Annotated in this window: 26 protein-coding genes and 1 pseudogene; 14 read left to right on the top strand and 13 right to left on the bottom strand. The window is 61.7% G+C overall.

Annotation, left to right across the window (positions count from 1 at the left end; genetic code table 11):
- Positions 1 to 27: 27 nt before the first annotated feature.
- Positions 28 to 852: a L,D-transpeptidase gene (locus ACZ89F_RS19145; RefSeq protein ID WP_476093527.1), complete on the bottom strand. Its 825-nt coding sequence runs from the start codon at positions 850 to 852 to the stop codon at positions 28 to 30.
- 168 nt (positions 853 to 1,020) lie between these two features.
- The gene (locus ACZ89F_RS19140; protein WP_476093526.1) at positions 1,021 to 1,683 is read right to left on the bottom strand and encodes a haloacid dehalogenase type II; all 663 of its coding nucleotides are present in this window, start codon (positions 1,681 to 1,683) and stop codon (positions 1,021 to 1,023) included.
- A gap of 157 nt (positions 1,684 to 1,840) precedes the next feature.
- Between ACZ89F_RS19140 and ACZ89F_RS19135 the strand changes: the two genes are divergently transcribed.
- From ACZ89F_RS19135 to ACZ89F_RS19120, 4 genes are all read left to right on the top strand, one after another.
- Positions 1,841 to 2,719, top strand: coding sequence for a branched-chain amino acid aminotransferase (locus ACZ89F_RS19135; RefSeq protein ID WP_056580708.1), 879 nt, complete (start codon positions 1,841 to 1,843; stop codon positions 2,717 to 2,719).
- A gap of 107 nt (positions 2,720 to 2,826) precedes the next feature.
- Complete coding sequence (locus ACZ89F_RS19130; RefSeq protein WP_027053553.1) at positions 2,827 to 3,426, top strand: superoxide dismutase; 600 nt, start codon at positions 2,827 to 2,829, stop codon at positions 3,424 to 3,426.
- Positions 3,427 to 3,585: 159 nt separating this feature from the next.
- Positions 3,586 to 4,023, top strand: a complete 438-nt coding sequence (locus ACZ89F_RS19125) for a c-type cytochrome (RefSeq protein WP_476093524.1) — start codon at positions 3,586 to 3,588, stop codon at positions 4,021 to 4,023.
- 9 nt (positions 4,024 to 4,032) lie between these two features.
- Positions 4,033 to 4,983 carry a cytochrome c gene (locus ACZ89F_RS19120; RefSeq protein WP_476093522.1) on the top strand — a complete coding sequence of 317 codons (951 nt, stop codon included), beginning with the start codon at positions 4,033 to 4,035 and terminating at the stop codon, positions 4,981 to 4,983.
- Here the strand turns inward: ACZ89F_RS19120 and ACZ89F_RS19115 are convergent.
- The 3 genes from ACZ89F_RS19115 to ACZ89F_RS19105 form a co-directional block, all read right to left on the bottom strand.
- Positions 4,980 to 5,381, bottom strand: coding sequence for an SET domain-containing protein (locus ACZ89F_RS19115; RefSeq protein ID WP_378978788.1), 402 nt, complete (start codon positions 5,379 to 5,381; stop codon positions 4,980 to 4,982). The genes ACZ89F_RS19120 and ACZ89F_RS19115 overlap by 4 nt on opposite strands.
- A gap of 245 nt (positions 5,382 to 5,626) precedes the next feature.
- Entirely contained in the window at positions 5,627 to 6,253 is a 627-nt protein-coding gene (locus ACZ89F_RS19110; protein ID WP_476093521.1) for a LysE family translocator, read from the bottom strand.
- Positions 6,250 to 8,373 (bottom strand): S9 family peptidase, encoded by a 2,124-nt coding sequence (locus tag ACZ89F_RS19105; RefSeq protein WP_476093519.1) that lies wholly within the window; start codon positions 8,371 to 8,373, stop codon positions 6,250 to 6,252. The genes ACZ89F_RS19110 and ACZ89F_RS19105 overlap by 4 nt, the downstream gene beginning before the upstream one ends.
- Positions 8,374 to 8,486: 113 nt before the next feature.
- Between ACZ89F_RS19105 and ACZ89F_RS19100 the strand changes: the two genes are divergently transcribed.
- A complete protein-coding gene (locus ACZ89F_RS19100) occupies positions 8,487 to 8,858 on the top strand; it encodes an SH3 domain-containing protein (protein WP_476093517.1) in 372 nt (123 codons plus the stop codon).
- A 447-nt stretch (positions 8,859 to 9,305) separates the two neighbouring features.
- Positions 9,306 to 9,731, top strand: a complete 426-nt coding sequence (locus tag ACZ89F_RS19095) for a Ros/MucR family transcriptional regulator (protein WP_013532660.1) — start codon at positions 9,306 to 9,308, stop codon at positions 9,729 to 9,731.
- A gap of 113 nt (positions 9,732 to 9,844) precedes the next feature.
- Here ACZ89F_RS19095 and ACZ89F_RS19090 read toward each other — a convergent pair.
- Positions 9,845 to 10,275 (bottom strand): annotated as a pseudogene (locus ACZ89F_RS19090) (SufE family protein).
- Positions 10,276 to 10,376: 101 nt separating this feature from the next.
- Complete coding sequence (locus ACZ89F_RS19085) at positions 10,377 to 10,730, bottom strand: DUF5330 domain-containing protein (protein ID WP_476093515.1); 354 nt, start codon at positions 10,728 to 10,730, stop codon at positions 10,377 to 10,379.
- A gap of 537 nt (positions 10,731 to 11,267) precedes the next feature.
- Between ACZ89F_RS19085 and ACZ89F_RS19080 the strand changes: the two genes are divergently transcribed.
- The 3 genes from ACZ89F_RS19080 (at position 11,268) to ACZ89F_RS19070 (ending at position 14,205) form a co-directional block, all read left to right on the top strand.
- Positions 11,268 to 13,016, top strand: a complete 1,749-nt coding sequence (locus ACZ89F_RS19080; protein WP_476093513.1) for a PAS domain-containing sensor histidine kinase — start codon at positions 11,268 to 11,270, stop codon at positions 13,014 to 13,016.
- Positions 12,991 to 13,788, top strand: a complete 798-nt coding sequence (locus ACZ89F_RS19075) for a peptidoglycan-binding domain-containing protein (RefSeq protein WP_476093511.1) — start codon at positions 12,991 to 12,993, stop codon at positions 13,786 to 13,788. Before ACZ89F_RS19080 ends, ACZ89F_RS19075 begins: the two co-directional genes overlap by 26 nt.
- 69 nt (positions 13,789 to 13,857) lie before the next feature.
- Positions 13,858 to 14,205 carry a DUF1491 family protein gene (locus ACZ89F_RS19070; protein ID WP_476093509.1) on the top strand — a complete coding sequence of 116 codons (348 nt, stop codon included), beginning with the start codon at positions 13,858 to 13,860 and terminating at the stop codon, positions 14,203 to 14,205.
- On the opposite strand, the gene ACZ89F_RS19065 is transcribed toward ACZ89F_RS19070, so the two are convergent.
- Positions 14,183 to 15,220 (bottom strand): hypothetical protein, encoded by a 1,038-nt coding sequence (locus tag ACZ89F_RS19065; RefSeq protein WP_476093507.1) that lies wholly within the window; start codon positions 15,218 to 15,220, stop codon positions 14,183 to 14,185. The genes ACZ89F_RS19070 and ACZ89F_RS19065 overlap by 23 nt on opposite strands.
- Before the next feature lie 418 nt (positions 15,221 to 15,638).
- On the opposite strand from ACZ89F_RS19065, the gene ACZ89F_RS19060 reads away from it, so the two are divergent.
- The gene (locus ACZ89F_RS19060) at positions 15,639 to 16,334 is read left to right on the top strand and encodes a hypothetical protein (RefSeq protein WP_476093506.1); all 696 of its coding nucleotides are present in this window, start codon (positions 15,639 to 15,641) and stop codon (positions 16,332 to 16,334) included.
- 203 nt (positions 16,335 to 16,537) lie between these two features.
- Positions 16,538 to 16,726 carry a hypothetical protein gene (locus ACZ89F_RS19055; RefSeq protein WP_476093504.1) on the top strand — a complete coding sequence of 63 codons (189 nt, stop codon included), beginning with the start codon at positions 16,538 to 16,540 and terminating at the stop codon, positions 16,724 to 16,726.
- Positions 16,727 to 16,844: 118 nt separating this feature from the next.
- Here ACZ89F_RS19055 and ACZ89F_RS19050 read toward each other — a convergent pair whose 3' ends face one another.
- The 5 genes from ACZ89F_RS19050 to ACZ89F_RS19030 all read right to left on the bottom strand — a co-directional run bounded on the left by ACZ89F_RS19050 (position 16,845) and on the right by ACZ89F_RS19030 (position 23,006).
- The gene (locus ACZ89F_RS19050) at positions 16,845 to 17,414 is read right to left on the bottom strand and encodes a DUF1254 domain-containing protein (protein WP_476093502.1); all 570 of its coding nucleotides are present in this window, start codon (positions 17,412 to 17,414) and stop codon (positions 16,845 to 16,847) included.
- Positions 17,407 to 17,991, bottom strand: a complete 585-nt coding sequence (locus ACZ89F_RS19045; protein WP_476093501.1) for a DUF1214 domain-containing protein — start codon at positions 17,989 to 17,991, stop codon at positions 17,407 to 17,409. Before ACZ89F_RS19045 ends, ACZ89F_RS19050 begins: the two co-directional genes overlap by 8 nt.
- Positions 17,992 to 18,113: 122 nt before the next feature.
- Entirely contained in the window at positions 18,114 to 20,267 is a 2,154-nt protein-coding gene (locus ACZ89F_RS19040; protein ID WP_476093499.1) for a transglycosylase domain-containing protein, read from the bottom strand.
- Positions 20,268 to 20,455: 188 nt separating this feature from the next.
- Positions 20,456 to 21,388 (bottom strand): dimethylarginine dimethylaminohydrolase family protein, encoded by a 933-nt coding sequence (locus ACZ89F_RS19035; RefSeq protein WP_292642029.1) that lies wholly within the window; start codon positions 21,386 to 21,388, stop codon positions 20,456 to 20,458.
- Entirely contained in the window at positions 21,375 to 23,006 is a 1,632-nt protein-coding gene (locus ACZ89F_RS19030; protein WP_476093498.1) for a zinc-binding metallopeptidase family protein, read from the bottom strand. The genes ACZ89F_RS19035 and ACZ89F_RS19030 overlap by 14 nt, the downstream gene beginning before the upstream one ends.
- An 84-nt stretch (positions 23,007 to 23,090) precedes the next feature.
- Between ACZ89F_RS19030 and ACZ89F_RS19025 the strand changes: the two genes are divergently transcribed.
- The 3 genes from ACZ89F_RS19025 (at position 23,091) to ACZ89F_RS19015 (ending at position 26,385) form a co-directional block, all read left to right on the top strand.
- Positions 23,091 to 23,987: a LysR substrate-binding domain-containing protein gene (locus ACZ89F_RS19025; protein ID WP_476093496.1), complete on the top strand. Its 897-nt coding sequence runs from the start codon at positions 23,091 to 23,093 to the stop codon at positions 23,985 to 23,987.
- Between the two features lie 118 nt (positions 23,988 to 24,105).
- Positions 24,106 to 25,200 carry an ABC transporter ATP-binding protein gene (locus ACZ89F_RS19020; protein ID WP_476093494.1) on the top strand — a complete coding sequence of 365 codons (1,095 nt, stop codon included), beginning with the start codon at positions 24,106 to 24,108 and terminating at the stop codon, positions 25,198 to 25,200.
- A 69-nt stretch (positions 25,201 to 25,269) separates the two neighbouring features.
- Positions 25,270 to 26,385, top strand: a complete 1,116-nt coding sequence (locus ACZ89F_RS19015) for an ABC transporter substrate-binding protein (RefSeq protein ID WP_476093492.1) — start codon at positions 25,270 to 25,272, stop codon at positions 26,383 to 26,385.
- The last annotated feature ends 5 nt before the right edge of the window (positions 26,386 to 26,390 follow it).

The raw sequence follows: 26,390 nt of genomic DNA, 5'->3' as shown, positions 1-26,390 counted from the left end.
CGCCGAATCCGCCGCTCCTTCGCCTGATCAGAAGATCGAGTTGGTGATCGCCTTTACCGGGCCGAGCAGCACCGAGCCGTCCGGCACGCCGGCGTCGATCGGGATCGCCTGGCGGTTGGCCGTCGCCACCATCGGCTGGCTGGCGTCGTTGGTCACGATGACCGGCGTCTTCGAGGGAACGCGATCATAGAGGTCGATAATATCCTGATTCATCAGGCGCACGCAGCCTGACGAGACCGACTTGCCGATCGACTTCCATTCCGGCGAGCCGTGCAGGCGGTAGAGCGTGTCGACGTTACCTTGGAAAAGATAGAGCGCACGCGCACCGAGCGGGTTCTTCAAGCCGCCGGGCATGCCGCCATTGTCGGCGCTGTATGGCTTCAATTCCGGCTGCCGGGCGATCATTTCATCCGGCGGCGTCCACTTCGGCCACTTCTGCTTCCACTGCACCACGGCGTCGCCGGACCATTCGAAGCCGGCCCGGCCGAGACCGACGCCATAACGGATCGCCTGGCCGCCCGGGCGCACGAGATAGAGATGGTGTCCGGTCGTGTCGACGATGATGGTGCCGGGCTTCTGCCCGGTCGGATCGGGAACGATCTGGCGCAGGAACTGCGGATCGATTCTTTCGAACGGTATGGCCGGAAGGTCGAAGCCGCCATCGCTGACAGCCGCGTACATCGTTGCATAGTCGAGCAGAGGCGGCTCGACATAGGTTGGCGGCGGCGGCTCGACCGGCCCCGGCCCGGTGGTGGCGCACGCGGAAACCGCGACCGAAGCGGCGCCCAGGGCTGCGGCATTGAGAAAGCCGCGACGGCTCAGGCGAAAAGATTCGATTTCGGTTTTGGACATGGTTGCCTTCTTTAAGTCTCAAATCGCAACAAAGCATGAATTCGCCGACCGTTGCGCGGGTGCCTGACAACACCTGGGGCGATAGGCGGTTCCGATTCTGGCCTGAAGGTGGACAAACAAAGGCGAAGCTGTGACTGCGCCGCCACTGTGGCGCCAAGGCCACAGGTCTTAGCTACCCGGCACCAAAGCTTCGAGCGTTGGCAGGATCAGGGCCGGCGGGAAATCCCGGTATTCTTCGGGCTGGTTGGAACGGTTGATCCACACCGTGCGAAAACCGAATTTGGTGGCGCCTGCAATGTCCCAGCGATTGGAGGACTGGAAGGAAACCGCGCCGGGGTAGAGGCGCCAGCCGGTGGCGACCATGTCGTAGACCGCCGGATCGGTCTTGAAGCGCCGCACCGTATCGACGGAATAGATATCGTCCAGAACCTGGTCGAGCGCGGCGGACTTGACCGCGGCCTGCAGCATCTCGGGCGAGCCGTTGGACAGGATCGCCAGTCTCGCTCCCGAAGCCTTGAGCGCCTTGAGCACGGCCGGCACTTCCGGATAGCAATCCAGCCGCCAGTAGGCGTCCAGCAATGTCACCTTGAGGCCGGGATCGGCCGAGGGAACCTTGCGCAAGGCGAAATCGAGCGCCTGTTCGGTCAGTTGCCAGAAATCGGCATAGGCGCCCATCAGCGTGCGCACCCAGGAATATTCGAGTTGCTTGGCACGCCAGATCTCGGACAACAATTGGCCGTCCGGTCCGATCTGATCGGCATGGCGGCGCACGGCGGCATGCACGTCGAACAGCGTGCCATAGGCGTCGAAAACATAGGCGGTGTATTGCATGACAACAGTTTTGAGGGCAGGCGCGACAAGGTGCAAGCTTTGATTGCATCGCGTCCCGGCGCTGGCCTCAACAAAACTCCTTGATGCCGGTTGACGGCGCCCGCCAAAGCATCTTCCAATGGCTGTCACACGAGACCGATCGGGACGGGACAACACGATGACACTGGCGGCTGCGGCGCAATCCGCGACATGGACTTTCGTCGATGGTGATTGGCACGAGGGCAACGTCGCCATTCTGGGGCCGCGTAGCCACGCCATGTGGCTCGGCACCAGCGTGTTCGACGGCGGGCGCTGGTTCGAAGGAGTGGCGCCGGACCTTGAGCTTCATGCCGCCAGGGTGAATTCCTCGGCGATTGCGCTCGGCCTCAAGCCGTCGATGACCGCCGACAAGATCGTCGGGCTGACATGGGATGGGTTGAAGAAGTTCGATGGCAAGACTGCGGTCTATATCAGGCCGATGTACTGGGCCGAGCATGGCGGCTATATGGGCGTGCCGGCCGATCCCGCCTCGACCCGCTTCTGCCTTTGCCTCTATGAATCGCCGATGATCCCGCCGACCGGCTTTTCGGTGACGGTGTCGCCGTTCCGGCGCCCGACCATCGAAACCATGCCGACCAACGCCAAGGCCGGCTGCCTTTACCCCAACAACGGCCGTGCCATTCTCGAAGCCAAGATGCGCGGCTTCGACAACGCAATGGTGCTCGACATGCTGGGCAACGTCGCCGAGACCGGAACCTCGAACATCTTCCTGGTCAAGGACGGCCATGTCTTTACACCAGCGCCGAACGGCACGTTCCTGTCCGGCATCACCCGCTCGCGCACCATAACGCTGCTTGGCGAGTATGGCTTCAAGACCACGGAAAAGACGCTGTCGGTGCGCGATTTCCTCGAGGCGGACGAAATCTTTTCGACCGGAAACCATTCCAAGGTGGTGCCGATCACGCGTATCGAGGATCGCAACCTGCAACCCGGACCAGTGGCCAAGAAGGCGCGCGAACTCTATTGGGATTGGGCGCATTCGACTTCCGCCGCCTGAGCGGATAAAAAGGCGATCGACGCTTCATTCCGGAGTTGTCCCAACCCATTCCAGACCTATCTTAGTCCGGTATCGACACCGGATTTTTCCACGAGGGAGTACCATCCATGGCTTTTGAATTGCCCGCTCTGCCTTACGACTATGAGGCCTTGCAGCCCTACATGTCGAAAGAGACGCTGGAATATCACCACGACAAGCACCACAAGGCGTATGTCGACAACGGCAACAAGCTCGCCGCCGAAGCCGGCATGGGCGACCTGTCGGTCGAAGAGGTGGTCAAGCAGTCGTTCGGCAAGAATGCCGGCCTCTTCAACAATGCTGCCCAGCACTACAACCACATCCATTTCTGGAAGTGGATGAAGAAGGGTGGCGGCGGCAACAAGCTGCCGGGCGCCCTGCAGAAGGCGGTCGATAGCGATCTTGGTGGTTACGACAAGTTCAAGGCAGACTTTATTGCAGCCGGCACGACGCAGTTCGGCTCCGGCTGGGCCTGGGTCTCGGTCAAGGATGGCAAGCTGGCGATCTCGAAGACGCCGAATGGCGAAAACCCGCTCGTTCATGGCGCCTCGCCGATCCTCGGCGTCGATGTCTGGGAGCACTCCTACTATATCGACTATCGCAACGCCCGGCCGAAATATCTCGAGGCGTTCGTCGACAGCCTGATCAACTGGGATCACGTGCTGGAATTGTACGAAAAGGCGAAGTGATCGATCGCAGAAAGCCCCGGCATTCCGGGGCTTTTTTTCTGCCTCGAGGTTCCCGTAACAGCAAAAGTCTGGAAAAAATCATCCGGGGGAAGGGAATTTTCCCCCTGTAGCATCCGTTAACGTCCTGTCCCGAAATGCCTTCATCACGGAGCCAAATGAATGAGAAAGCTTGTTATCGCCATCTCTATGCTCGCACTCGCGGCTTCGGCGGCCTTTGCCGACCCGACCCTCGATCGGCAAGCACTGATGAAGGAACGCGGAAAGATCGTCGGCGGCATTTCGAAAGTGGTCAAGGGCGAGGAGCCCTTTGATGCCGCTGCAGTGCTGACGCAACTGCAGGCATTGCAGGCGAATGCCGAGAAATTCGATGCCGATGCGCTGTTCCCGGCAGGCAGCGATACAGGCGACACGACAGCGGCGCCCAAGATTTGGGAAGACATGGCCGGCTTCAAGGCCGTCGAGGATAAATATCTCGCCGACGTCAAGGCAGCCACTGCCACCGCTCCCGCCGACCTCGATACGCTGAAGACACAGTTTGGCGCGATCACTTCCAATTGCGGCACCTGCCACCAGACCTATCGAGTGAAAAAGAGCTGATAGCGGGCGATGCCCTGGCTGAAAAAACTCGTCGGCGCCCTCGTCATTCTGGGCGGCGTCGGCGCGGTTGCCGGGTGGGTCCTGTCGGCGCCGGTGAGGCTCGACAGCGAGACCCTGGCCAAGCTCGGCCCTGGCGACGTGGCCAAGGGCAAGCGCATCTTCTATGCAGGCGGCTGCACCTCCTGCCATGCAAAGCCAGGCTCACAGGGCGATGCGCGGCTTCAACTCGTGGGTGGGCTCGAACTCAAGACGCCGTTCGGAACCTTCGTGCCGCCCAACATTTCGCAAGATCCCAAGGACGGCATCGGCGCATGGTCTGTCGAAGACCTCGCCAACGCCATGCTGAAGGGCGTGTCGCCCTCGGGCGAGCATTTTTACCCCGCGTTTCCCTATGCGTCCTACGCGCGCATGAATCCGGCCGACATCGCCGATCTCTACGCCTTCCTGAAGACGCTGCCGGCGGTCGCCGGCAAGGCGCCCGCGAATTCGCTTGGTTTCCCCTTCAACATCCGCCGCGGCATCGGCCTGTGGAAATTGCTCTATCTCAGTGACCAGCCGATCGTTCCATTCCCCGATGGCACGCCCGATCCGGTGATGGCCGGCCGCTATCTGGTCGAAGGGCCGGGCCATTGCGGCGAATGCCACACGCCGCGCGATCTTGCGGGCGGTACGAAAAAGAACGCGTGGCTGGCCGGTGCCGTGGCTGCCGAAGGCAGCGGCGTCGTGCCGAACATCACATCGGGCGAGGGCGGGCTCAGTGATTGGTCGCAAGCCGACATCGCCAACTACCTGGAAACCGGCTTTACGCCCGACTTCGATTCCGTCGGCGGCGCCATGGTCGACGTGCAGCGGAACATGGCCGAACTGACGCCGCAGGACCGTGCGGCGATCGCCGCCTATCTCAAGGCGATACCGCCGCATCCAAACGGCTATCCGCCACGCAAAAAGCCGGCGAGCTAGTTTTCCGGCGACAGGTGGCGGTCGCCGAGGAAATCGAAGCCGGTTTCAAAAAAATGATTGTAGTCGCAGGTCAGTTCCTCGCCAGGCGCGATATCGCGCAAGGCGTATGTTTCCTCAGGTGAGGAGACGTCGCAATTCGGCTCATCCGCATGGTTCATGAAGCGCGCGTCGTCGGCTTCGAAGACGATGTAATTCGGGTCGCGCCGGTCAGGGTAGGAATAGCGGTCGAGATAGCTCTTCACCGATCCGCTTTCGCTCTCATAAGTTTCCACGTCGATGATCCGATCGAATCTCGGGTCCAGCTTCCAGATCAGCGTGCCGCGCGGAATGTGAGCCCTGGCAAACACACCGATGCCCTGGATGGACGATTTGTCGAGATAGACGTCAACGAGCAGCATGGCGGGCCCTTGCGAGATGGCAACTGGTAGTCACGGCTTTGAAAAAGCCGGGCATTGGGTAGCGCGCGATGGTACCAATTGCGAGCAGAAAATCGCGGCGCATGACCGCGAAATGAAGCCTTGGATGAGATCATACGCAAATCAAGAATTCATGACCTTGGAAATCCGTCGAGGAACGGCGGCGGTCGGTTCGCGACCCGTTCCGCTGACCGACGGCGATGTTGCTTTGAATAGGGATGAAAAGGTCAGCGCTGCTGCAGCGCGAGCCGAACACCCAGCGCGCAGTAGATGCCGCCAGCAACCTTGCCTTGCCACTTCAGCACCGTCGGATTTCGGCGCAGGAACGTGCCGAGCCGACCGGCGCTCACCGCAAAGACGACCGTGCTGAAAAGGCCAAGCGCGACGAAGATGATCCCCAATTGGGTCAACTGGAGCATCACCGAGCCGTTTTCAGCCCGCACGAACTGAGGCAGGAAAGCGAGGAAGAAAAGCGCGGTCTTGGGATTGAGCACTTCGGTCAGGATAGCCTGTCGAAACGCCTTGCCGGCGGAGATCGCAAGTGCACCGGCAGCCGGGTTGGCCGGTGTTTTCTCGATGATCGCGCGAATGCCGAGATAAACCAGGTAAGCCGCGCCGATGTACTTTACGATGCTGAACAGCGCCGCCGATGTGGCGATGATCGCCGAGATGCCGACCATCGCCATGACGGTGTGGACAACGTCGCCGGCCGCGATCCCGGCACCGGTCGCGATGCCCACCTTCGTTCCCGAACTGGTTGCCCGCGCTATGGTAAGGAGCGTGGCTGGGCCCGGAATAAAGACGAAGCCGAGCACAACCGCGACGTAAGCAATCAATGTGGTAAGATCGATCATCCGTCGATTTCTCCAGTAAGCTCCGCCTTGCCCATCACCTTCAGTGCAAACGAATAGGTGTAGGCGATCTCCTCCAGCCGCGAAAACCGGCCGGAGGCGCCGGCGTGGCCAGAATCCATGTTGATCTTGAACAGCACCGGATTGTCGCCGCTCTTGCGCTCGCGCAGCCGCGCCACCCATTTGGCCGGCTCCCAATAGGTGACGCGCGGATCGGTGAGCCCGGCCAGCGCCAGGATCGGCGGATAGTCGAGTGCCGCGACATTGTCATAGGGCGAGTAGGCAGCGATCGTCCGGTAATCCTCGGCGGATGCGATCGGATTGCCCCATTCAGGCCATTCCGGCGGCGTCAGCGGCAGGGTTGCGTCGAGCATTGTGGTGAGCACGTCGACGAAAGGAACCTCGGCGACGATGCCGCCAAAGCAATCCGGCGCCATATTGGCGATGGCGCCCATCAGCATGCCGCCGGCCGAACCGCCTTGCGCCACGATGCGGTCATGCGCCGTGTAACGCTCGGTGACCAGATGGCGCGCGACGGCGATGAAATCGGTGAACGTATTCATCTTGTTCTCCCGCTTGCCGTCGTCGTACCAGCCATAGCCCTTGTCCTTGCCGCCGCGGACATGGGCGATAGCGAAGACAAAGCCGCGGTCGACCAGCGAGAACCAGTTGGTGTTGAAGGCGGCCGGCACGGTGATGCCATAGGAGCCGTAGCCGTAAAGCAGGCAAGGTGCGGATCCATCCAGCGGCGTGTCGCGATGGTGCAAAAGCGAGATCGGCACCAGTTCGCCATCGCTGGCCGGCGCCATCAGCCGCCGCGTGACATAGTGGTCCGCATCATGGCCGGACGGCACTTCCTGGGTCTTCAGCAGCACCCGCTCGCGGGTGCGCATATTGTAGTCGAACACCTGGGCCGGTGTCGTCATCGACGAATAGGAAAAGCGCATGATCTCGGTGTCGTACTCATAGGAACCCGACAGGCCGAGCGAGAAAGCCTCCTCGTCGAGCGACAGAAGATGCTCCTCGCCGCTCTCGCGGTCGCGCACGACAATGCGCGGCAGGCCTTCCTTGCGTTCGAGCCGGACCATGTGGTCCCTGAAGCCGATCACGGACAGGATCAGCCGGCCCGGTTCATGCGGCACCAGTTCCTGCCAGTTGGCGCGGACCGGATCGCCCGCCGGTGCCGTCATGATCTTGAAATCCTTGGCGCCATCGGCATTGGTCAGGATGAAGAAGACGTCACCGCCTTCTTCCAGGTCGTACTGAAGGCCAATCTCGCGCGGCGAGACCAGTTTCGGTTCGGCAAACGGATCGCTGGCGCTCAAGAGGCGATATTCCGAAGTCTCGTGATCGTTGATGCCGATCATGATCCATTCGTTGTTGCGGGTGCCGTCGACATTCATGAAGAAGCCGGGATCGGTTTCCTCATAGATCAGCCGATCGCTTTGCGGGCTGTCGCCCAGCGCATGGAACAGCACCTTGGACGGGCGGTGGTTGGGGTCGAGCCGCGTATAGAAGAAGCCGTCATTGCCGGCGTTCCAGACACCTGAGCCACCCGTGTCGGGTATCTGGTCGGCAAGCTCCTTGCCATCGGCAAGGTCGCGCACGCGAAGCGTGTAGAATTCGGAGCCCTTGTCGTCGAATGCCCACAGCAGCTTGGCGTGGTCGGCCGAATGGTCGACGCCGCCAAGACGGAAATAGGCCTTGCCCGCGGCCTCCGCGTCGCCGTCAAGCAGGATATGCTCGGCGCCGCCGTCGCGCGGCATGCGCAAATAGCGCGGCTGCTCGCCGCCAAGCTTGAAGGACGAACCATAGGCATAGGGCCCATCCTTCATCGGCACGGAAGTATCGTCTTCCTTGATGCGGCCCTTCATCTCCTTGAAAAGCTGCTTTTGCAGCTCGACCGTGTCGGCCATCAGCTTTGACTGGTAGGCATTCTCTGCCTCGAGCTCGGCGCGGATCCCCGCATCGAGCAATGACGGGTCCCGGAACATCTCCTGCCAGTTGTCGGCTCGCAGCCAGGCATAGTCGTCGGTTCGCGTGATGCCGTGATGCGTATCGGAAACCGGCCGCTTCTCGGGCGTTGGCGGGCTGACGATCGGAAATACGGATGTCTTGGTCATTGCGTCTCGCTTTAGAAGTATCTTGAATGGCAAATGAACACGCCGATCAGGGCGGGTTCAAGAGCTGCAGTCTATGGGTTGTGTCGGCTCCAGGAGATGAGCCGGGAGGAGAGATGATGACTGTTTATTCTCGGACTGCCGCAGCTTTCGCCGTTGCTTCGTTAACTCTGGCCTTTGCCGGCCAGTCTCATGCGACCGTATTCGCGGCTTGGCAAGTGGCCAATGTGCCGTTCGGCGACACGCTCAATGTGCGCAAATACCCTTCGGGCACGTCCCAGAAGCAGGCGGCATACCCGAACGGGACCGTTCTGCAGATGACCGGACGATGCACTGGCGGGATAAACCTGCTCGACATCGCCAATCAACCGGCGTGGAAGCAGGAACAGACGGTTCGCTACCGTTGGTGCGAAGTCTGGCACGACCCGGCCCAGAACGGCAACTTCGTAACCGGATGGGCTTACGGCAAATACATCACCCCACATTGATTGACACGGCAGCGATGGATACGAGCGGTCGGGTGACAGGCATGTCGGCTGCTTGCTCGCGCGACAGACGTGCAGCAACCTGTGGTTTCGGGGACGGATGTGAGCAACCAGGTTTGCGCGTGCAATAGCCAAGCAAAATCAAGCATTGAAACCTGCTTTGTGAGTTGCCGCGAATGTAACGGAGAACTGACGTTGCGTCAGCCGTTGCTGGTTAGCGCGCGAAATATCGATAAATTACACAATGCACGAAAGATTGAAGCTGATCCGCGAATAATTGACCAGCATCGTTCAATATAGCGCAAGGGGAGAATTGACTTACTTGGTGCGCAGGCTCATTGATGTGCCCGCGACACGAATCGCAGAAGCTCTACCTGCACAAAGTTCGTGCAATGCCCTGCCTGTAAAAAAGGGCGCGGATCGAGTAACTCTTGTTGGGGCCTGAAGACCATGGATATTGTCGAAACACCTTCCAGAAACAGCGATGCGCTGATCGAATTGACCGCCGACGTGGTGGCCGCCTATGTCAGCAACAATCCCGTGCCGGTCGGCGAATTGCCGAACCTGATATCCGATGTCCATGCCGCACTCGGGCGTGTGGGCGGAACCGCCGAACAACCGCCTGCCGACAAGCAAAAGCCGGCGGTCAACCCGAAGCGCTCGGTTCATGACGACTACATCGTCTGCCTCGAAGACGGCAAGAAGTTCAAGTCGCTGAAGCGCCATCTGATGACTCATTATGACCTGACGCCGGATCAGTATCGCGAAAAGTGGAACCTCGACCCGACCTATCCGATGGTTGCACCCAACTATGCCGCTGCCCGGTCTCAGCTCGCCAAGAAGATGGGCCTCGGCCGCAAGCGCAAGGCGCGGTAATCGCAGCCAGCCAGATCGAATCGAGAAACGGCGCCTTCGGGCGCCGTTTTATTTTGCGGGCTGCGTGACGTGCTGATCGAGTAGAGCAATTCTAGGAAGAGTGTAAAACGCGTTCAGGCGGTCTGCTTGAGCGCCGCCTCGGCATCGCGCTTGATACGCTTGACCATCGAGCGAAGGCCGTTGGCGCGCTGCGGCGACAGATGCTCGTCGAGGCCGAGCTCTTTCAATGTCGCTTCCGCATCGGTCTTCTGGATTTCGCTGGCGGTCCTGCCGGAAAACAGCGCCAGCATGATCGCGACCAGCCCACGCACGATATGAGCGTCCGAATCGCCGGTGAAGGTGATGACCGGGTCGGCCCCAGATCCGCGTTCGGTGGTCAGCCAGACCTGGCTGACGCAACCCGGCACCTTGTTGGCGGCGGGCTGCGCTGCTCGTCAGGAAACGGCGGCAACGCCTCGCCGAGTTCGATGACGTAGCGATAGCGGTCTTCCCATTCCTCAAGGAACGAGAAGTCGTCGCGGATCGTCTGGATCGTGGTGGTCATAATGTCGGATATAGTCACGCGGCGGCTCCGCGTCACGGAAAAAACAAGGACACCGCGGGCGTCGAGAGGGCAGACAGCCCGCGGTGCGCCGTCGAAACGGCTTAATTCTGCGCCGGCAGGTTGACTGTCTCGGGCAAGACGATTTCTTCCGGCACGCTGCCGGTCATCGTCGATGTATCGGGGCCGGCAGTGGACTTGTCGTCCAGCATCGCTGCTGCGATCTTGGCGGTCTCCTTGGCGCGGACGGTGATGGTGTGCATTGCCGACTTGCCGGTTTCACAGACATCGGGCTTGCGTTCGCAAATGCCGGCGATATCGCCAACTGCTTCGCGTGCCGCAAACAAGGCCTGGATCGGCCCGACGCTTTCGCGGCCCGATTCATCGGGGCCGACAGTCAGCGGCAGCGCCAGCAGCACCAGCGAAAACCAGAAAGCCATTCTTATGAGGAAGACCATGCCCTTGCCCTCTCGTCGTGACCGGATCATGCATCCATATGGCATGACCTCTTTTGTAGGCAGGATGTTGGCACACAGGCGCAAAGGACGGCTTGCAGGCAAAGCGACAATTTTCCTCAAATTTTAAGCAAATTCGAAACGAGCCGTTGTGCAAATCGGTTTGTCTCGAATGCGAGTGATTTTTCTTAACCCGAGATAACCATCTATCTCCATGCTTTTCCTGTATTTTTCCTGAAATCTCGGAGTCCGGGCACCGCGTTCAGTCACTCGAGGGGCGCGGTCGCCGAATAACCCTCCGTTTACTATGGCTGCATTTGCCCGGGCTTTCGGCTGCCGGCATCCCGATATTTGCCCCAGGCCGGGCCCTTGGTCGGCCCTGCCTTATCCATTCCTTAAACGCTGGATGCGAGTTTCAGAGCCAACCAGAACGATCTGCAAAGCAGAGCTGTCCACGACGATTACGGGTGCGTTGAGTTGAGTTCAATCAAGGCCAGATACGTTGAATTGCCTGGCGCGATTGCCGCCGGTTGCGAACGTATGGTCCATCCATCCATCATTGAGCAGAGCGACCGCGAGCGCCAGCGCCGCTTCATCGGCGTCATGCTCGCCGCTCCTTTCTTTGCCGCGGGTGCCGCAGTCACGCTGGTCACTTCGGGCCTGGGCGCCGCCGTCACCATGGCCGTCATCTTCGCGGCCTTTGGCCTCTGCTGGTTCGTCGCCTTGCTGGTGGCGGCGACCGGCAAGATGGCGATAGCAAGCCGGATCGCCCTGGCGATGGCTGGCATCTCTCTCGGCAGTCTCATTGCCGCCGCGGGCGGGCTGAGTTCGCCTGTCGCCATGCTCGTCGTGGCATTGCCGTTCGAAGCCTGGTGGATCGGCGCCTCGCGGCGTGCAGCACTGTGGGGAGCTGTGTCGGCCGCTGTCGCCATCCTGGCTCAGCCTCTGGCTGGAACCGTGTTCCCGTTCGCAGGAGCACAGATCGCGGCGTGGCACTGGCTGGTGCCATTGGCCTGGGCGCTTACCTTGATCCCGCGCGCATCGGCGTTTCGAAACACGGTCGATGCGGCTGATGTGATCGACACCGCCGACAGGCTCGAAGACATCATCGATGCGGTGATCTTGCGCGTCGCCCGTCATGGCGAGGTTCTGGACGCTTCGCCAAAGGCGCGCACGCTTTTGAAACTGCCGCCCGAACTGCTGTCCGGCAACGGCCTCTTCGATCGCGTCCATCTGTCGGATCGCGTCTCCTATCTCAGCGCCCTGGCCGACATGCGCGACGGCGCGCTGTCGCGCCGGCTCGAATTGCGCATCAGGCTGCCGCAGAACGGCAATGGCCAGAATGACAGTCGCATGACCGCTGACAATTATCGGCCGTTCTCGCTCGATCTGGTGCGAGCCGAGGAACAGGGCGACGTCTTCACGCTTGTCCTGCGCGAGAATGACGAGATTGCCCGGCTGCGCGAGGATCTGGCGGCGGCCAATGAGGCGGCCGCTTCCGCCGAGGTGGCGAAGGGGCGCTTCCTGGCGGTGGTCAGCCATGAACTGCGCACGCCGCTGAATGCCATCATCGGCTTTTCGGACATGCTGCTGCATGAAATGTTCGGCGCCTTCAAGGATCCGCGCCAGAAGGAATATGTCGGCCTGGTGAGGGATTCGGGCCAGCATCTGCTTGCCGTCGTGACCTCGATACTCGACGTGTCCAGGATTGAATCAGGCGTCTATGCGACCGAACCGGAGCCATTCCGCTTCGCGGAAGCGGTCGACATGTGCCAATCCATGATGCAGCTGCAGGCGCAGGCCAAGAACATCCATCTGCAGGCGCAGATCGCGCCGGACGCTGACGACATCAATGCCGATCAGCGTGCCGTCCAGCAGATGCTCATCAACCTCGTCTCCAATGCGATAAAATTCACCCCCGATGGCGGCGATGTCGTCGTCGGCGCCAAGCGGATCGGTTCGCGCCTGCATTTCTGGGTCAGGGACACCGGCATCGGCATTGCCGAGGAGGATTTTGCCAATCTCGGCAAGCCCTTCATGCAGATCCAGAACGACTACACCCGCCGTTTCGAGGGGACCGGTCTCGGCCTGTCGCTGGTCAAGGGCCTGGTGGCGCTGCACGAAGGCACGATGTCCATTGAAAGCATGCCGGGCGAGGGCACCACGGTGACCATCAGCCTGCCGGTGAACGGACCGAAGGGGCATCAGGCGGAGAAGGCCGGCGTGCTGACGATGCCTGTGGCCATGGCGAAAGGGGACAGAAATGGCTCGCTCCGCAAAACAGCCTAAGGCGGTCAAGCGCCGCAGCAATGCCTTTCAGGACGGCGCCGTCGCCGTCGGCGGCATGATCTCGCGCAATCCTGTCCTGGTGGGTGGCTCGACGGCATTCCTGGTGACGTTGTTCTACGTTTCCGCCAATGCCTTGTGGTATCAGCCTTTCCCGCATGCCGGCGCGTTTTTCGCGACCCGCAGCATCGAGGGCTTTCCGCGCGCGGCATCTGACGAACCGGAGACGACATTCAACATCGTGCGGCCATCCGGCACGCCGGCGCCGATCAAAGGCGATCCGGTGGTCGAGCAGGTGCAAGGCATACTGAAGGATCTCGATTTCTATTCCGGAACGGTCGACGGCATTTCCGGGCCTAACACGCGCAAGGCCATCCAGGCCTATCAGCAGAAGGTCGGGCTCAACGCGTCCGGCGAGATCGACGCGCTTCTGCTGGATCAACTGGGCGCGACGCCGAAGACGGCGGCCGTCGTACCCAGGCCGCAGCCACGCCCGAATATACCTGTCGCCGTTCCGGTATCCTTGCAGACGAATTCGGGGCAGACGAATGCGGCCGATCCGAATGCCGCGACGCAAGCGCCCGATGCCCGCATCGTCAAGATCCAGGCCGGGCTCAAGGCGTTCGGCAATGACGACATGCAACTGGACGGCGTCGTCGGCGCGCGCACCAAGGCGGCGATCAAGGAATTCCAGTCGCTGTTTGGGTTGCCGCAGACAGGCGAGCCCGATGAGATCGTCTACGTCAAGATGCGCGAGATCGGCCTGACCAACTGACTGGGAAATGACAGCTCGCCGAGCAGCGGAAATATCGATAGATAGCCGCACGCCTTCCGGAGTTGTCTCATGCGCGTCACCTCAGATCTGTGGGTTTCGGCCCTGCTGCGCCGGGTTTTCGGCGCCGGCGGATTTGCCGCCGTGGTCAAGCGCGGCGCAACCGAAGCCGGCGCTGTCTTCGTCCTGGCGCGGGGCAGGCTGGGCGAGGTTGCCCTGTTCGGCCCGGCGCCGCAGACAAGCTATGATTCGGCCAAGCCCGACGACCGGTTTTTCAGTCTGCTCGGGGCCGGTGACGATGCCGCCGTGCTCGATGCCAGGCTGGAAAGGGAGAAAAAATTCGATCCCGACATCTGGGTGGTCGAGATCGAGGCCGGCACTGTGCCCGTCGAGGACCTTATTTCCGTGAAGACGCCCTGAGGCCGGAGGTCTCAGTCGCATCGTCGCTGTTCGAGGCGGTGCGGGTATCGCTGTTTGCCGGTGCGGCGTCGCGTACCACCCTTGAGAGGGTTTCCGCTTTCCAGTACCGCACCTTGTCCAGGGCGACATCGCGATGCAGCAGGCGGTAGCGGTCGAGGAAGGTGCGTATAGCCTGCGGATGTGGGAATTGACTGGGATAGACCGCAACCGTGATCAGGAAGGCCCTGTCTTCGCTGAGGTCGAGCGAGCGCAGTGCCGCAAGCAGCGACGCGTAGTTCTGGTTGGCGGTGAGCGATCGTGCGATCGAGAAATCGATATCGAGCGCGTCGGCGAGCGCGGTCTGGAAGAACGCGGCGTTTCCCGTCAGCGCCGTCTCGCGCAATTTCACATACGTGTCGGCGCCCGTAAAAGGATCGGTGTTCGTCGCTGTCGCCTCGTCGCCCGGGCGCATCATCGAGCGCAGCCTGCGCCGTGCATTCTCGGCTGCGATGCCGAGCGCCTGTTCTCGGGCGGGCTCCTCGGAGGCAGTTTCCGTGCTCACCGGCACGATCTCGTCTGCTGCGATGGCTTTCGCCTCCGGCTCCCGCACGCGCACCAGAGTTGGCCTTTCCAGCGCCCTGATCAGATCGGCGATGGTCGGGTTCAGGCCCTTGCGGCGCGCAATGGCGCGGGCATGCGGCAGGCCATGTCGCCCGATCAGCGCGATGAGATCGATGTCGCTGACGGCGCGTGAGCGGATGAGCAGCGGCGCGGCAATGTCGACCGGTTCCTCGCAGAGACGGCGCACCAACGCGGCGGGGGCATATTCGCATTCGGAAAGGGCGGCCGCCACGTAACGGCGAGATTCGACGGACACATTGTCGAACAGCGGCAGCGTCAGGTCTTCGAGCTGGCCGATCTCACGGCGTGAAGGGCGGGTGAGCGAGCAGAACGCCGACACCGCGGCGCGGAACAGCCTTTCGGCCTTTCCCGAGTCTTTTCGTACCGCGATTTGCCTGAAGTCCGAAGATGACACGAAGGATACGCCCGTACTCGACACAAGCTTGGCCACGCTCGACCGGGGCTGTGTCGGTTTCGCGAGCGCCAAGAACAAAGATCAAGTTAGCGACGATCCGTTAGCGCTCCGTTAACCTAAGCCGTTGATCTAACACGCATCCGTTTTAGAGACTTAAATAACGAGAAAACTTTATTTCAAACGACGAAAGTGTTCTCGAAATCTATGTCACCATGCCGCCGCGCCCATCTTGCGACCTTCTAAGCACCGAAAAGAAACTCTCTGTGCAGCCGCAAGGTTCTCTCGGTCATAAACTTTGGAAGTTGTAACCGACTTCGAGTGGCCGGCGATCTGACAGCCATCCTCGCGACTCCGCATCTGCAGATTGCAATGCCGATAGGAAAATGAGATTTGTGACGGACGGGCAGTGGGGAAAATCATGAAATCAAAACCAATTGGCGCGGCAGTTTTGATTGCCGCAGGGCTGTCATGCTCGACCGCTTTTGCATCAATCACACTTCCAAAATGTGAGCAGATCAAAAAGATAAGCCTCCCTTTGAATGATACCGAATTCAAATCGATGTTCGGTGAATCAGGGACCAATACGTCTGCGGAGGAATTCAAGAGCATCTATAACAAGGTTATGGACTGCTTCCATGAGAGCGAAGTCCAAGGTCAAGCTTTTGGAACTTATGATCGACAGACATTTCCTATGCTGTTTTTGCAGTCGTTCGACAAGTTTACGCGAGTGAGCATGGCTAATCAGGTTGCCTCCGATGAAAGCGATGAAGGTGACGAGAACCAGACCGCTGTAAACCAGCAAGACGCACAGCTAACCAGCGCGTTGGCGCCATATTACGTCGCGTATCTCACGGCCGATTTTTGTAATAAACACGACGCCGCATTCAGCGAGGAGGATGTCAGCAAGATTTCGGCTGTTGTTAAGAAGGCGTCAGACTCTTCAGGGTTGCCACAGGAAACCAAGGACAAAATCTGGAACACGCTTCAAGCTAACCTCAATGCCCAATCAGCGACGATGACTTATGAAGGCTGTGCAGAAACAAAAACACAGATCGGTTATTTGATGCCGCAGGTTTTCGGCCCGGACGGGAGCGAACCGAAAAACCCATTTTGACGCGATAAATGAATGGGCGGGCTGACCGAACATCGCCAGCCCGAGGCGTTTTAGGTTTTCGTTTTAAGCGTTTTGCCCATTTCAGCTAATTTTAGTGGCATTTCAGTATCCTAGGTAAACGCTCCGTTAACCCTCTGCCGGCCTTAATGATATTTGGAGGCGTTGCGTTGTGCTCCGGGGAAACCGAGAGGAATGCGCGAACCATGGGCATGGTACTGTCTTTCGTGCCGCGTACGGCACCAAGCAATCGGACAAAGCAGATCGCCGAAATTCCGGCGGCGGTGATCATCTTTCCCGGCATCCGCTACGAGCGGTCTCATGCCGGCGAAGTGCGGCCGGTCGATCCCGAGAAGCCGGGATCGCCAGGGACCAAGCCGGTCCCGCATCACTAGAGCATGATCCCGAAAAGTGGAATCCGGTTTTCTCGGACAAACGGAAACCGTTTGTCCAGAGATCATGCTCAAACGATAAGATAGAGCCCATCCCGATTCCATCGGGATGGAACAGGCTCTAGAAGTCCTGCAGTTCGCAGGAACTCTGCTCGAAGAAGCGCGATACGATCGGCTTCCAGCTGTCGTCGGGCACGAAGGCGCGGATGACGAAGATGCCTTCCTCGATCGGCGCTTCGACAAAGATCGCTCCCTGAAGGTCCTCGGGAAGGTCCTTGCGCACGTCGATCATCTGCGCCGGCGTCAACACGACGGCATCCAGCACGCCGCCGGTCGCGGTGTGGTCGTTGAAGGAATAGATGTTGTGGCCGCTGCGGTCATAGACCGACACCGACCAGAACGGCACATGTCCAGGCGCCTTGATGCGGACCATGCCTTCGCCCAGGTCGAATCGGCATGCCGTTGCGTAGAACAGCGGATCGACGGATTTCACCACGGGCGCGCCACCGGCCTCGGCATCGAGCCGCGTCATCTTGTAGAGATCCGACGCCATGGACAGCCGCGACCAGGCATCGCGTTCGGAAAACACGGGCACCAGAAGCAGCACGGCGATGTGCACGATGCCAGCGCCGAGCAGGCCGAGCAGGATGGCATGCAGAAGTCTGCGCATCGCCGCATAGAAACTACGCATCGCAGCCTGCCTTGACGATACGCGGCAGCGAGACGTCCGACAGGCCGGTGCTGCTGGCGATCGGCGTGTCGTAGAAGGTCAATACGAAATACATCCTGCCGAAGCCATCCGTCAGCAGCCAGTTGCCCGGCATCGGGTGATGGCCGGCGGAAATGATGACCGAATTGTCGGGCTGGCGCACCACCCCATAGGATTGCAGCGCCGCCAGCCGGGATTTGCCGGTTTCGACCACGCCGAGCGACTGGTCGGCGGCATAGAGCGTCCAGAACCGCGCCGTCGGAAATCCACCCTCGATGGTGTAGGTGCATTCGCGCTTGAGCTCGGCGCCGCCCGTGTCGCGCTCGGCGACAAAGGACAGCCCTTCGGCGCGGCCGAGCGCAAGCACGCCCTCGCGCGCCACACGGGCCTTGGAATAGGGATCGGCCGACGGCGTTCCGATATCGGGAAAGGCCGTCCATTGGCCGATCCGGATGGCGCCGACGCCATCCTGGACTTTCAGCGCATACCAGACGCTGCCGCCACCGCCGACGATGGCTATGGCAAGCGAAAGCAGCGTCAGGAAGGCATTTTTGAGCATGAAGGGCCGGGGACACCGAAGAGTTGCCGCCCGGGGATATCGCGCCGTGGGGCCTTGTGGCAAGCGGGCCGATGGATTTGCCCGCCCAGACCAGTCGGAAAGACTCAACCCCAGTCAGAAAATCAAAGCGCCGACAGCGTCTCAGGTGGTTGAGGCGTACTGAGGGCGGGCGCCGACTGGAACAGTCTGGTCATGTCCCGCAGCGTCTGCGTGGTCCGGCTGGACAGCACCGGCGGCCGTTCGGCCGCTGCGTCCGCTGCCGCCTGCGCGTCGCTCTTCTTCTGCGCTTCCTCGGCCTTGGCCGCGATGTCCTCGTCGACGAAGGGCTTGTCGATGCCCGGGATCGGCTTGAGGTCGATGTTCTGGTGCGCGTAGACCATCAGTCGCTGCCACACCATCGCCGGCAGCGAGCCACCGGTCATGTTCTTGGTCGGCGTGAAGTCGTCATTGCCCATCCACACGGCCGCCGTGTAGTTCCCGGTGAAGCCGACAAACCAGGCGTCGCGGTAGGACTGCGTCGTGCCGGTCTTGCCGGCGACGACGATGTTGGGAAGTTGGGCCCGCCGCGCCGTGCCCATCACCGGCACCGCGGCCAGCATGGTGTTCATCGATTTGAGCGCCTGCTCCGACAGCACCCGGTGTGGCGGCGGCGCATCCTTGGCGAAATCATAAACCACCTCGCCGGTGCGGGTCACCAACTGGGTGATGCCGTGCCGGGAGCCGACGAAACCGTTGTCGGCGAACACGCTGTAGCCCGTCGCCTGGTCCATCACCGTCATGCCCGAGGTTCCGAGCACCATGGTCTTGTGCGCTTCGAGCGGCGATTCCACGCCCATCGCCTCGGCCATGGCCTTGATCGGCGGAATACCGAGATAGTCCTTGGCCAGCCGCACCGGCACGGTGTTGATCGATTTGGCCATTGCCATGATCAGCGTGACATTGCCCGCCGATCCGCCGCTGTAGTTGTGCGGCGACCAGCTGCCCCAGCTGATCGGGCCGCCGGAGATGATGGAGTTGGGGGTGAAGCCGTGTTCCATCGCGGTTGCGTAGACATAGGGTTTGAATGACGAGCCGGTCTGGCGCAGCGCCTTGGTGGCACGATTGAACTGGCTGGCACCATAGTCGCGGCCACCGACGATGGCGCGCACGGCGCCGTTGGTCTCGATGACGACGACCGCGCCCTCGCTGACGTTATATTCCTTGCCGAACTGGCGCAGGTGGAACTCCACCGATTCTTCCGCCGCCTTCTGGATGTTGGCGTCGAAGGTGGTGTGGGCGACGAGCGAGTGCTGGCCCGGTTTGGCGATCTTCTTGACCTCGTCGAACGCCCAGTCGAGGTAATAATCCGGACTTTTCTGTTCGCCGCGGTCGACGACGTCGGCCGGGTGCAACCTTGCCTGCAGGACCTGCCCCTCGGTCATGAAGCCGGCGTCGACAAGATTGGACAGCACCACGTTGGCGCGCGCACGTGCCGCCGGCAGGTTGATGTGGGGAGCATATTTGGTCGGCGCCTTGAACAGCCCGGCCAGCATCGCCGCCTCGGCGAGGTTCAGGTCCTTCACGCTCTTGCCGAAATAGAAGTCGGCGGCCGCCTCGATGCCGAACGTGCCGCCGCCCATATAGGCGCGGTCGAGATAGAGCTGCAGGATTTCCTTCTTCGACAGATTGGCCTCGAGCCACAGCGACAGGAAGGCTTCCTTGATCTTGCGCTCCAGTGTGCGCTCATTGGTGAGGAACAGATTCTTGGCCAGCTGCTGGGTGATGCTGGAGCCGCCCTGGACGACGGAGTTGGCCCGCACATTCTCGAAGATGGCGCGCGAAAGGCCGAGCACATCGATGCCGTAGTGATCGAAGAAGCGGCGATCCTCGGTGGCGAGCACCGCCTTGATGACATGATCGGGCATCTCGTCGACCGGCACCGAATCGCGCTGGATGATGCCGCGCTGGCCGATCTCGTTGCCGTAGCGGTCGAGGAAGGTGACGGCGAAGTCGCCCTGGGCGCGCCAATCGCCGGCCGTGTCCTGAAAGGCCGGAATGGCCAGCGCCAGCATCACCACAGTGCCGCCTGCGCCGAGCGTAAAACCTTCGCTCAACAGTTCGATGATGCCACGGCGCCAGCCGTTGACGCGGAAGCGCCGCGAGAAGATCGTCGCCGATTCCCAGAACTGGCGCGCCTTGAAACCGATCTCGTAGAGCGAGGAATCGATCCATGCGTCGAGCGCCAGCAGCCGGGCGGCGATCGGACCTCTTCTCTTGCGCGGTTCAAGACTGGCCATTCGGAAATCCGGCTAGGCGATTGCCCGACCTGAGAACCGCAAACCGGCAATTTCAGGGCGATGCGTTCCGGGAGACTATTCCTCCATTTTTTCAGCAGCCACAAGGGCGCTGAAGACACAGCGGCGGGTTTGTTGCTGAAGGCGGGCCAGGAACACCGCCTGGACCTGCCGCATCGAGTTTTGCCGCCTCAGGCCGGCTCGCGCTTCAGCGCCTGTGCCATGCAGTGGATGCCGCCGCCGGTCTTCGAAATCTCGCTCATGTCGACGGCCGCGACCTCGAAACCGCGCGCCTTGAGCTGGCCGATCAGGGTCTGGCTGGAGGTCGGCGCGATCACCCTGTCCTTGCCCAGCGACATGAAGTTGCAGCCGAGCGCCATCGTGTCCTGGAACGGCACGTCGATGATCTCGTGACCCTTGCCCTTCAGCCAGTCCACGATGCCAGGTTCGGTGCAGGCGAGGCAGACCGCGGTCAGTTTTTCGGCGATCGGCACCACCATCAGGTCGATATGGACGTAATACTCGTCGATGAAGGCGATACGGGTTTCCCAGCCTTCCTTGTCGAACCAGGCCTGCACCTGGCGGGCACCTTCTTCCTGCGTACGCGCGCCGCCGCAGCCGATCAGCACCACACCGTCCTCGATGACGTTGAAGTCGCCGCCCTCGAACGTACCCGCCGTGACCATATCGTAGATCGGGATGCCGAGCTTTTCGTAGGTGCGGATCGCGGCGTAATTCTCGCCGCGCCGCCACCAGTTGGCCATTGCGGTGATGAAGGCGCCGTAGGGCGTCATGACGCTGGAATCACGGGAATAGACCTGCATCGGCAATTCCGGTGTCGGCTCGTGCCAGTGGATGTTGACGCCGAAATGCTCGTAGGCGGCGACGAGGTCCTTGTGCTGCGCCTGCGCGATCTGGACGTTGCAGGGCGCCTCGCGCAGATGCTTTCGCGACAGCGAACTGGTCGACAGATGGCGCAGGAAATTGGGTGAGCCGAGCAGGACGTCGGTCAGGACGTCGGTCTCGTTTGCAAAGCCCCAGGCGGTCAGCGGCTTGGTGCCGCCGGCCGGGTTGCGGCGCTGCAGCGAAAACGGCTCGGCGACAATGCGGTCATGAACGGTCATGGGGTGCTCCTCGTGAGGTGGCTTGGGGTGTTTGATTGCTCGGTATCCACCAGTCGCGCCCGCGCGGGGTGGTGACATATTCGGGCCAGCGAAATCCAATCGGCGGCTCGTAATCGCAGAGCGGCGCGATCCAGGTCGAACCGCCGACGCCGCCGCCGGTACGGGTGACGAACTCGTCCATCGCCGCATCGCGAGCGGTTTTGTCCTCGAGCAGACGCAGCGCCGCCAGAGCCACGGTCTTGGCTGCGCAAGTCACCATCGGATCGATGGTGGCGGAAATGCCGCCCAGCGCGTTCATCACCCAGGAAGGATAGGGATGGCCATTTGCCGAGCGCAGTGCCGGACGGGCGACATAGAAACGCGCCGTCGGCGCATGCCAACTCATGTCAGTGTAGTCATCGGAGGTTGAGTTCACCTGCGAGGGCGGCAGGTCGCGGCGCAGGATGGTTTCGGCCTCCTGCGGTGAAATCAGCCGCTCCAGCTCATCGATGAAGGGATTTTCGGTCGCCACCCCACCGGCATTGACCTGGATTTCGCGGGCGATCGCCTTGGCCGCCTCGTCCCAATGGGGCGGGCCGACCGTCGACAGCGCTCCATAGGCGATCTCGGCCATCGCGTGGTTGGCGAGACCGGGCCGCGACTTAGACACCCAATGCCGCTCATAGCGGCAGCCGCTCATACTGGCGGCCGCTTGCGCATTGCGGTCGAGCACGGTGGTGACCTGCTCGGCCTGGGCAAGCGTCGGCACGCGGATCATGTACTGGATTTCGGCCAAGCCGGCCGGCAAGTTGTCGGCGGTCGCCTGACCGGCGGTGAGGATCGCCTCGCTGATCGACCAGCCGCCCTGATGCGGCAGCATGGAATCGCGCAGCGCCTTGGAGGCCATATACATCGTCATCAGCGCATCGTTGGCGCCGGGCGCCCTGACCGCCGAATGCGCCTGCGGGATCGGTGCGCCGTCGCCGCCGGTGCGCGCCCAGTGTTCAGGCTCATCGCAGATGAAGCGGTAGATCATCGCATAGGCCGCGCCGCAATGCGTGTCCCAGCGCGCCGTGTTGCACAGCGGCAGCATGTAGAAGGGATGGAAGGAGATCATGCCGGCAAGGCCGTCATAATAGCCCTTGGCGGCATGGATCGGCTTTGATCCGCGTACTTTCTCGGCCGGCTCGCCGGTGAAGCGCAGCGTGCCCGATATGCCGTGGCGTTGCATCGCCGCCTTGGTCGCCAGTAGCCCGCCAAGGCTTGAGATGCCGAGCCCGGAATGCGGATCGGTGTGGCCGCCGGCCTGGTCGCCAAGGCCCGGGCGAGGGCGCTTGACGGTCGCTGGGTCCTGGCAATTGCCGGGCACGGCGTCATATTCGGCATACAGGCCGACGGTCGGCCCGGCGCCGTTCGTCCAATGCGCACAGAAGGCGGTCGGCATGCCGCCGGACCCTTCCTCGACGGAAAAGCCTTCGCGTTTCAACAGCTCCACATACCAGGCCGCCGACTGATATTCCCGCCATGCGGTCTCGCCGAAGTCGAAAATGGTGCGCGTCCACGCCGACAGCGACGGCCGGATGCCGTCGATATGGGCAAGCGCGGTTGCTTGCGCCGAAGTGGTGGCCGCTTTCTCCATGGCCGGAGAAGAAAGCAGTGAAGCGGCTCGCCAAAAAGTGATATGTTTTCCCGGCTCATGCAAATTCGGTTCACCTGAGGCTCCTTGCGCATACCATCGACACAAGCGCTGCGCGCGCTCGATAGCTTCGCCCGCCACGGCAGCGTCTGGCGCGCCGCCGACGAGTTGCACCTGACCCGCAGCGCGGTCAGCCACCAGCTTCGCCTGCTGGAGCGCGACCTAGGCTTCGACCTGCTCGAACGCATCGGCAAGGGCGTGGCGCTGACGCCGCGCGGCCAGCGCTACGCCAGCGACGTGCGCAAGGCGCTGACCGTGCTGGGCGACGCGGTGACGCGCCATGCCGGCACCGGCGTTGGCGGCTCGTTCAGCATCAGCTGCACGCCGGGCTTCGCCTCGTTGTTCCTGTGCACCCATATCGGCGAGTTCCGGCAAATGTACCCCGATGTCGCGCTGCGCATCCTGACGCCGCGGCGTCTGGATGATGTCAGCAATGCTGATGCCGATGCCTTCATCGCCTTTGGTGTCGGCAATTGGCCGAACCGGGCGGTCGAGCTTCTGTGCGAGATTTCCTTCACGCCTTTGTGCAGCCCGACGCTGCTCAACAAGGTCGGTGGATTCTCGAAGCCAGCCGATGTTTTGCGCGCCAATCTCCTCCATCTCGGCGATACCGAGGACTGGGCGCGCTGGCTGGCCCTGTCCAAGGTGGAAAACCCCGACACAGAGGGCGGCATCTTCTTTTCCGACATGAACCTGGTCTTTTCGGCGGCGATTGCCGGTCAGGGCATCGCCATGGGCGACGAGTTGACCAGTCGCCGGGCGCTGAGCGAGGGCCGGCTGGTACGACCTTTCGACATCGCGATCAAATCGCCACGCTCCTATTTTCTGGTTTCCGAGCATGCCAAGACGGCGCATCCCGTGCTCGATGCTTTCGCGGGTTGGCTGAGGTCGAAACTTTCGGAGAACCCGGTCAGGCCGTATTGAGATATTGCGGGCCAGCCCGCCATAGATGAATCAAATTTGCCGATCACGCGAAAACTATTCGGTTGCGGTGAGCCGGCACCCTGCCTACGATTTCGACAAGCGTTAGGGAAAGGGCAGTATGCAGCAACCCGGCCGTGCCGCAGAGATCAAGGCAATCGGGATCGGCAAGAGCTTCGGCTCGTTCCGTGCGTTGGACAATCTGTCGCTCGATATCGGCCGTGGCGAGTTCCTGACCCTGCTCGGGCCGTCCGGTTCGGGCAAGACCACCTTCCTGATGATCCTTGCCGGCTTCGTGCAGCCGACCGAAGGCAAGCTGTTCAGCGACGGCGTCGACATCACCGACCGGCCGGCCGAGCAACGCGCCGCCGGCATGGTGTTCCAGGGTTATGCGCTGTTCCCGCATATGAGCGTCGAAGCCAACATCGCCTTCCCACTCAAGGTACGCAAGAAATCGGCGGCCGACGTCAAGCGCCGTGTCGGCGAGATGATCGAGCGCGTCGGCCTCAAGGGCCACGAGAAAAAGCTGCCGGCGCAACTGTCCGGTGGCCAGCAGCAGCGCGTGGCGCTGGCGCGCGCGCTGGTGTTCGAGCCAGGCGTGCTGTTGCTCGATGAGCCATTCTCGGCACTCGACAAGGGCCTGCGCGGCCAGATGCAGGCCGAGATGAAGCGGCTGCACCAGGAGACCGGCACCACATTCGTCTTTGTGACCCACGACCAGAGCGAGGCGCTGGCGTTGTCGTCGCGCGTCGCCATCTTCAATCACGGCAAACTGCTGCAGGTCGGAGCGCCCGACGAGGTCTACGACCGGCCGGACAACCGCTTCGTCGCCGAGTTCCTCGGCGAGATCAACATGCTGCCGCTGAAGGGTGTCAAGCCCGCCGACAATGGCTCGACCGGCCTGTGCGAAGACCGTGCGGTCAGCATGCGCTGCAAGGCCGAAGCGGTACGCGGCGATGCGATCCTGGCGATCCGGCCCGAATACATGTCGATATCAGGCGAGGCGGCAGCCGGCGAAAACGGCATTGCCGCGACAGCCACCAACTCGACCTATCTGGGTGCTGCGACGCGGCTTGATCTGACGACGCGGCAAGGCGCCAAGGTGACGGTCTCGGTGCCCAACGAGGTGGCGGCCGCCGCACTCAGCAAGGGCAATTCCGTCTGGCTCACCTGGCCGGCGGAAAAGGGTTTCCTCCTTCCGCATGGAGGACAATGACGAACGGTGTGGCGGGACACGCGCACCGCCGTTTTCCGGTACTATCAACGACAAAAAAGGGGAACTGACATGACACATGATACCAAGAAACAAGCCATCGAGAGCCTGTCCGCCAAGGCAGGTCGCGGCGAGATCTCGCGCCGGCAGTTCACGCAGCTGGCGGCACTCGTGCTGGCCGGCACGCCGATGCTGCTGCGCTCGACCGGCGCCTTTGCGCAGGCCAAGGAGCTGGTGCTGGTCAACTGGGGCGGTGACGCCATCACCGCCTATGACGCGGCCTACGGCCAGGCCTTCACCAAGGACACCGGCATCACCGTGAAGATGGACGGATCGGGTCCGACCGAAGGCGCCATCGCCGCGCAGTTCAAGAGCGGCGCACCGACATGGGACCTCGTCGACGTCGACCCGTTCTCGGCCATCACGCTCGGCGCCCAGGGCGCTCTCGAGCCGATCGACTATGCGATCGTCGACAAGAAGAAAATGCGCGAGGGCTTTGGCTGGGAATATGCCGCCTCGACCTATTTCTTCTCCTATGTCATTGCCTACGACTCCGAGAAATACGGCAAGGACGCGCCGACCGGCATGGCCGATTTCTTCGACGTGAAGAAATTCCCCGGCAAGCGCTCGCTCTACAAATGGGGCGTGTCGAGCTGGGAGGCCGCCCTTCTGGCCGACGGCATCGCGCCGGCTTCGCTCTACCCGCTTGATCTCAAGCGCGCGCATGACAAGATCGCCGCCTTCAAGGAAAATGTCGTTGCCTATTGGGGTGGCGGCGCCGAGAGCCAGAGCGTGCTGCTCAATGGCGAGGCCTCCATGGCGATCGTCTGGTCGACCCGCGCTTCGCTGATCGAGCAGGATTCCGGCGGCAAGATCAAGTTCATCTGGGACCAGGGCCTGATCTCGCCCGGTGCGCTCGCCGTGCTCAAGAATAACCCCGGCGGCAAGGATGCGGCGATGAAGTTCATCGCCAGCGCCCAGGATCCGCAAAAGCAGCTGGTCATGTTCGACAAGCTTGGCCAAGGCCCTGCAAACCCGGCCGCCGACGCGCTGATCCCCGCCGACAAGAAGCGCATCAATCCGGTCGACCCCGAGAACATGAAGAAGCAGATCACGCTTGATATGGATTGGTACGCCAAGAACTACGGGCCGGCGCTCGACGAATACACCAAGATCATCTCGGCCTGACCAGG

The organism is Mesorhizobium sp. USDA 3734, assembly GCF_056279665.1.
The sequence above is the reverse complement of the archived record's forward strand: the minus strand, read 5'-3'. Positions and strand labels throughout refer to the sequence as shown.

Coding starts and splice junctions, on each gene's coding strand:
- ACZ89F_RS19120 (WP_476093522.1), top strand. CDS start 4,033: ATGCCCTGGCTGAAAAAACTCGTCGGCGCCCTCGTCATTCTGGGCGGC.
- ACZ89F_RS19020 (WP_476093494.1), top strand. CDS start 24,106: ATGCAGCAACCCGGCCGTGCCGCAGAGATCAAGGCAATCGGGATCGGC.
- ACZ89F_RS19095 (WP_013532660.1), top strand. CDS start 9,306: ATGGATATTGTCGAAACACCTTCCAGAAACAGCGATGCGCTGATCGAA.
- ACZ89F_RS19130 (WP_027053553.1), top strand. CDS start 2,827: ATGGCTTTTGAATTGCCCGCTCTGCCTTACGACTATGAGGCCTTGCAG.
- ACZ89F_RS19115 (WP_378978788.1), bottom strand. CDS start 5,381: ATGCTGCTCGTTGACGTCTATCTCGACAAATCGTCCATCCAGGGCATC.
- ACZ89F_RS19125 (WP_476093524.1), top strand. CDS start 3,586: ATGAGAAAGCTTGTTATCGCCATCTCTATGCTCGCACTCGCGGCTTCG.
- ACZ89F_RS19050 (WP_476093502.1), bottom strand. CDS start 17,414: ATGCGTAGTTTCTATGCGGCGATGCGCAGACTTCTGCATGCCATCCTG.
- ACZ89F_RS19030 (WP_476093498.1), bottom strand. CDS start 23,006: ATGGAGAAAGCGGCCACCACTTCGGCGCAAGCAACCGCGCTTGCCCAT.
- ACZ89F_RS19085 (WP_476093515.1), bottom strand. CDS start 10,730: ATGGTCTTCCTCATAAGAATGGCTTTCTGGTTTTCGCTGGTGCTGCTG.
- ACZ89F_RS19135 (WP_056580708.1), top strand. CDS start 1,841: ATGACACTGGCGGCTGCGGCGCAATCCGCGACATGGACTTTCGTCGAT.
- ACZ89F_RS19015 (WP_476093492.1), top strand. CDS start 25,270: ATGACACATGATACCAAGAAACAAGCCATCGAGAGCCTGTCCGCCAAG.
- ACZ89F_RS19060 (WP_476093506.1), top strand. CDS start 15,639: ATGAAATCAAAACCAATTGGCGCGGCAGTTTTGATTGCCGCAGGGCTG.
- ACZ89F_RS19145 (WP_476093527.1), bottom strand. CDS start 852: ATGTCCAAAACCGAAATCGAATCTTTTCGCCTGAGCCGTCGCGGCTTT.
- ACZ89F_RS19110 (WP_476093521.1), bottom strand. CDS start 6,253: ATGATCGATCTTACCACATTGATTGCTTACGTCGCGGTTGTGCTCGGC.
- ACZ89F_RS19105 (WP_476093519.1), bottom strand. CDS start 8,373: ATGACCAAGACATCCGTATTTCCGATCGTCAGCCCGCCAACGCCCGAG.
- ACZ89F_RS19100 (WP_476093517.1), top strand. CDS start 8,487: ATGATGACTGTTTATTCTCGGACTGCCGCAGCTTTCGCCGTTGCTTCG.
- ACZ89F_RS19080 (WP_476093513.1), top strand. CDS start 11,268: ATGGTCCATCCATCCATCATTGAGCAGAGCGACCGCGAGCGCCAGCGC.
- ACZ89F_RS19045 (WP_476093501.1), bottom strand. CDS start 17,991: ATGCTCAAAAATGCCTTCCTGACGCTGCTTTCGCTTGCCATAGCCATC.
- ACZ89F_RS19140 (WP_476093526.1), bottom strand. CDS start 1,683: ATGCAATACACCGCCTATGTTTTCGACGCCTATGGCACGCTGTTCGAC.
- ACZ89F_RS19040 (WP_476093499.1), bottom strand. CDS start 20,267: ATGGCCAGTCTTGAACCGCGCAAGAGAAGAGGTCCGATCGCCGCCCGG.
- ACZ89F_RS19070 (WP_476093509.1), top strand. CDS start 13,858: ATGCGCGTCACCTCAGATCTGTGGGTTTCGGCCCTGCTGCGCCGGGTT.
- ACZ89F_RS19055 (WP_476093504.1), top strand. CDS start 16,538: ATGGGCATGGTACTGTCTTTCGTGCCGCGTACGGCACCAAGCAATCGG.
- ACZ89F_RS19075 (WP_476093511.1), top strand. CDS start 12,991: ATGGCTCGCTCCGCAAAACAGCCTAAGGCGGTCAAGCGCCGCAGCAAT.
- ACZ89F_RS19035 (WP_292642029.1), bottom strand. CDS start 21,388: ATGACCGTTCATGACCGCATTGTCGCCGAGCCGTTTTCGCTGCAGCGC.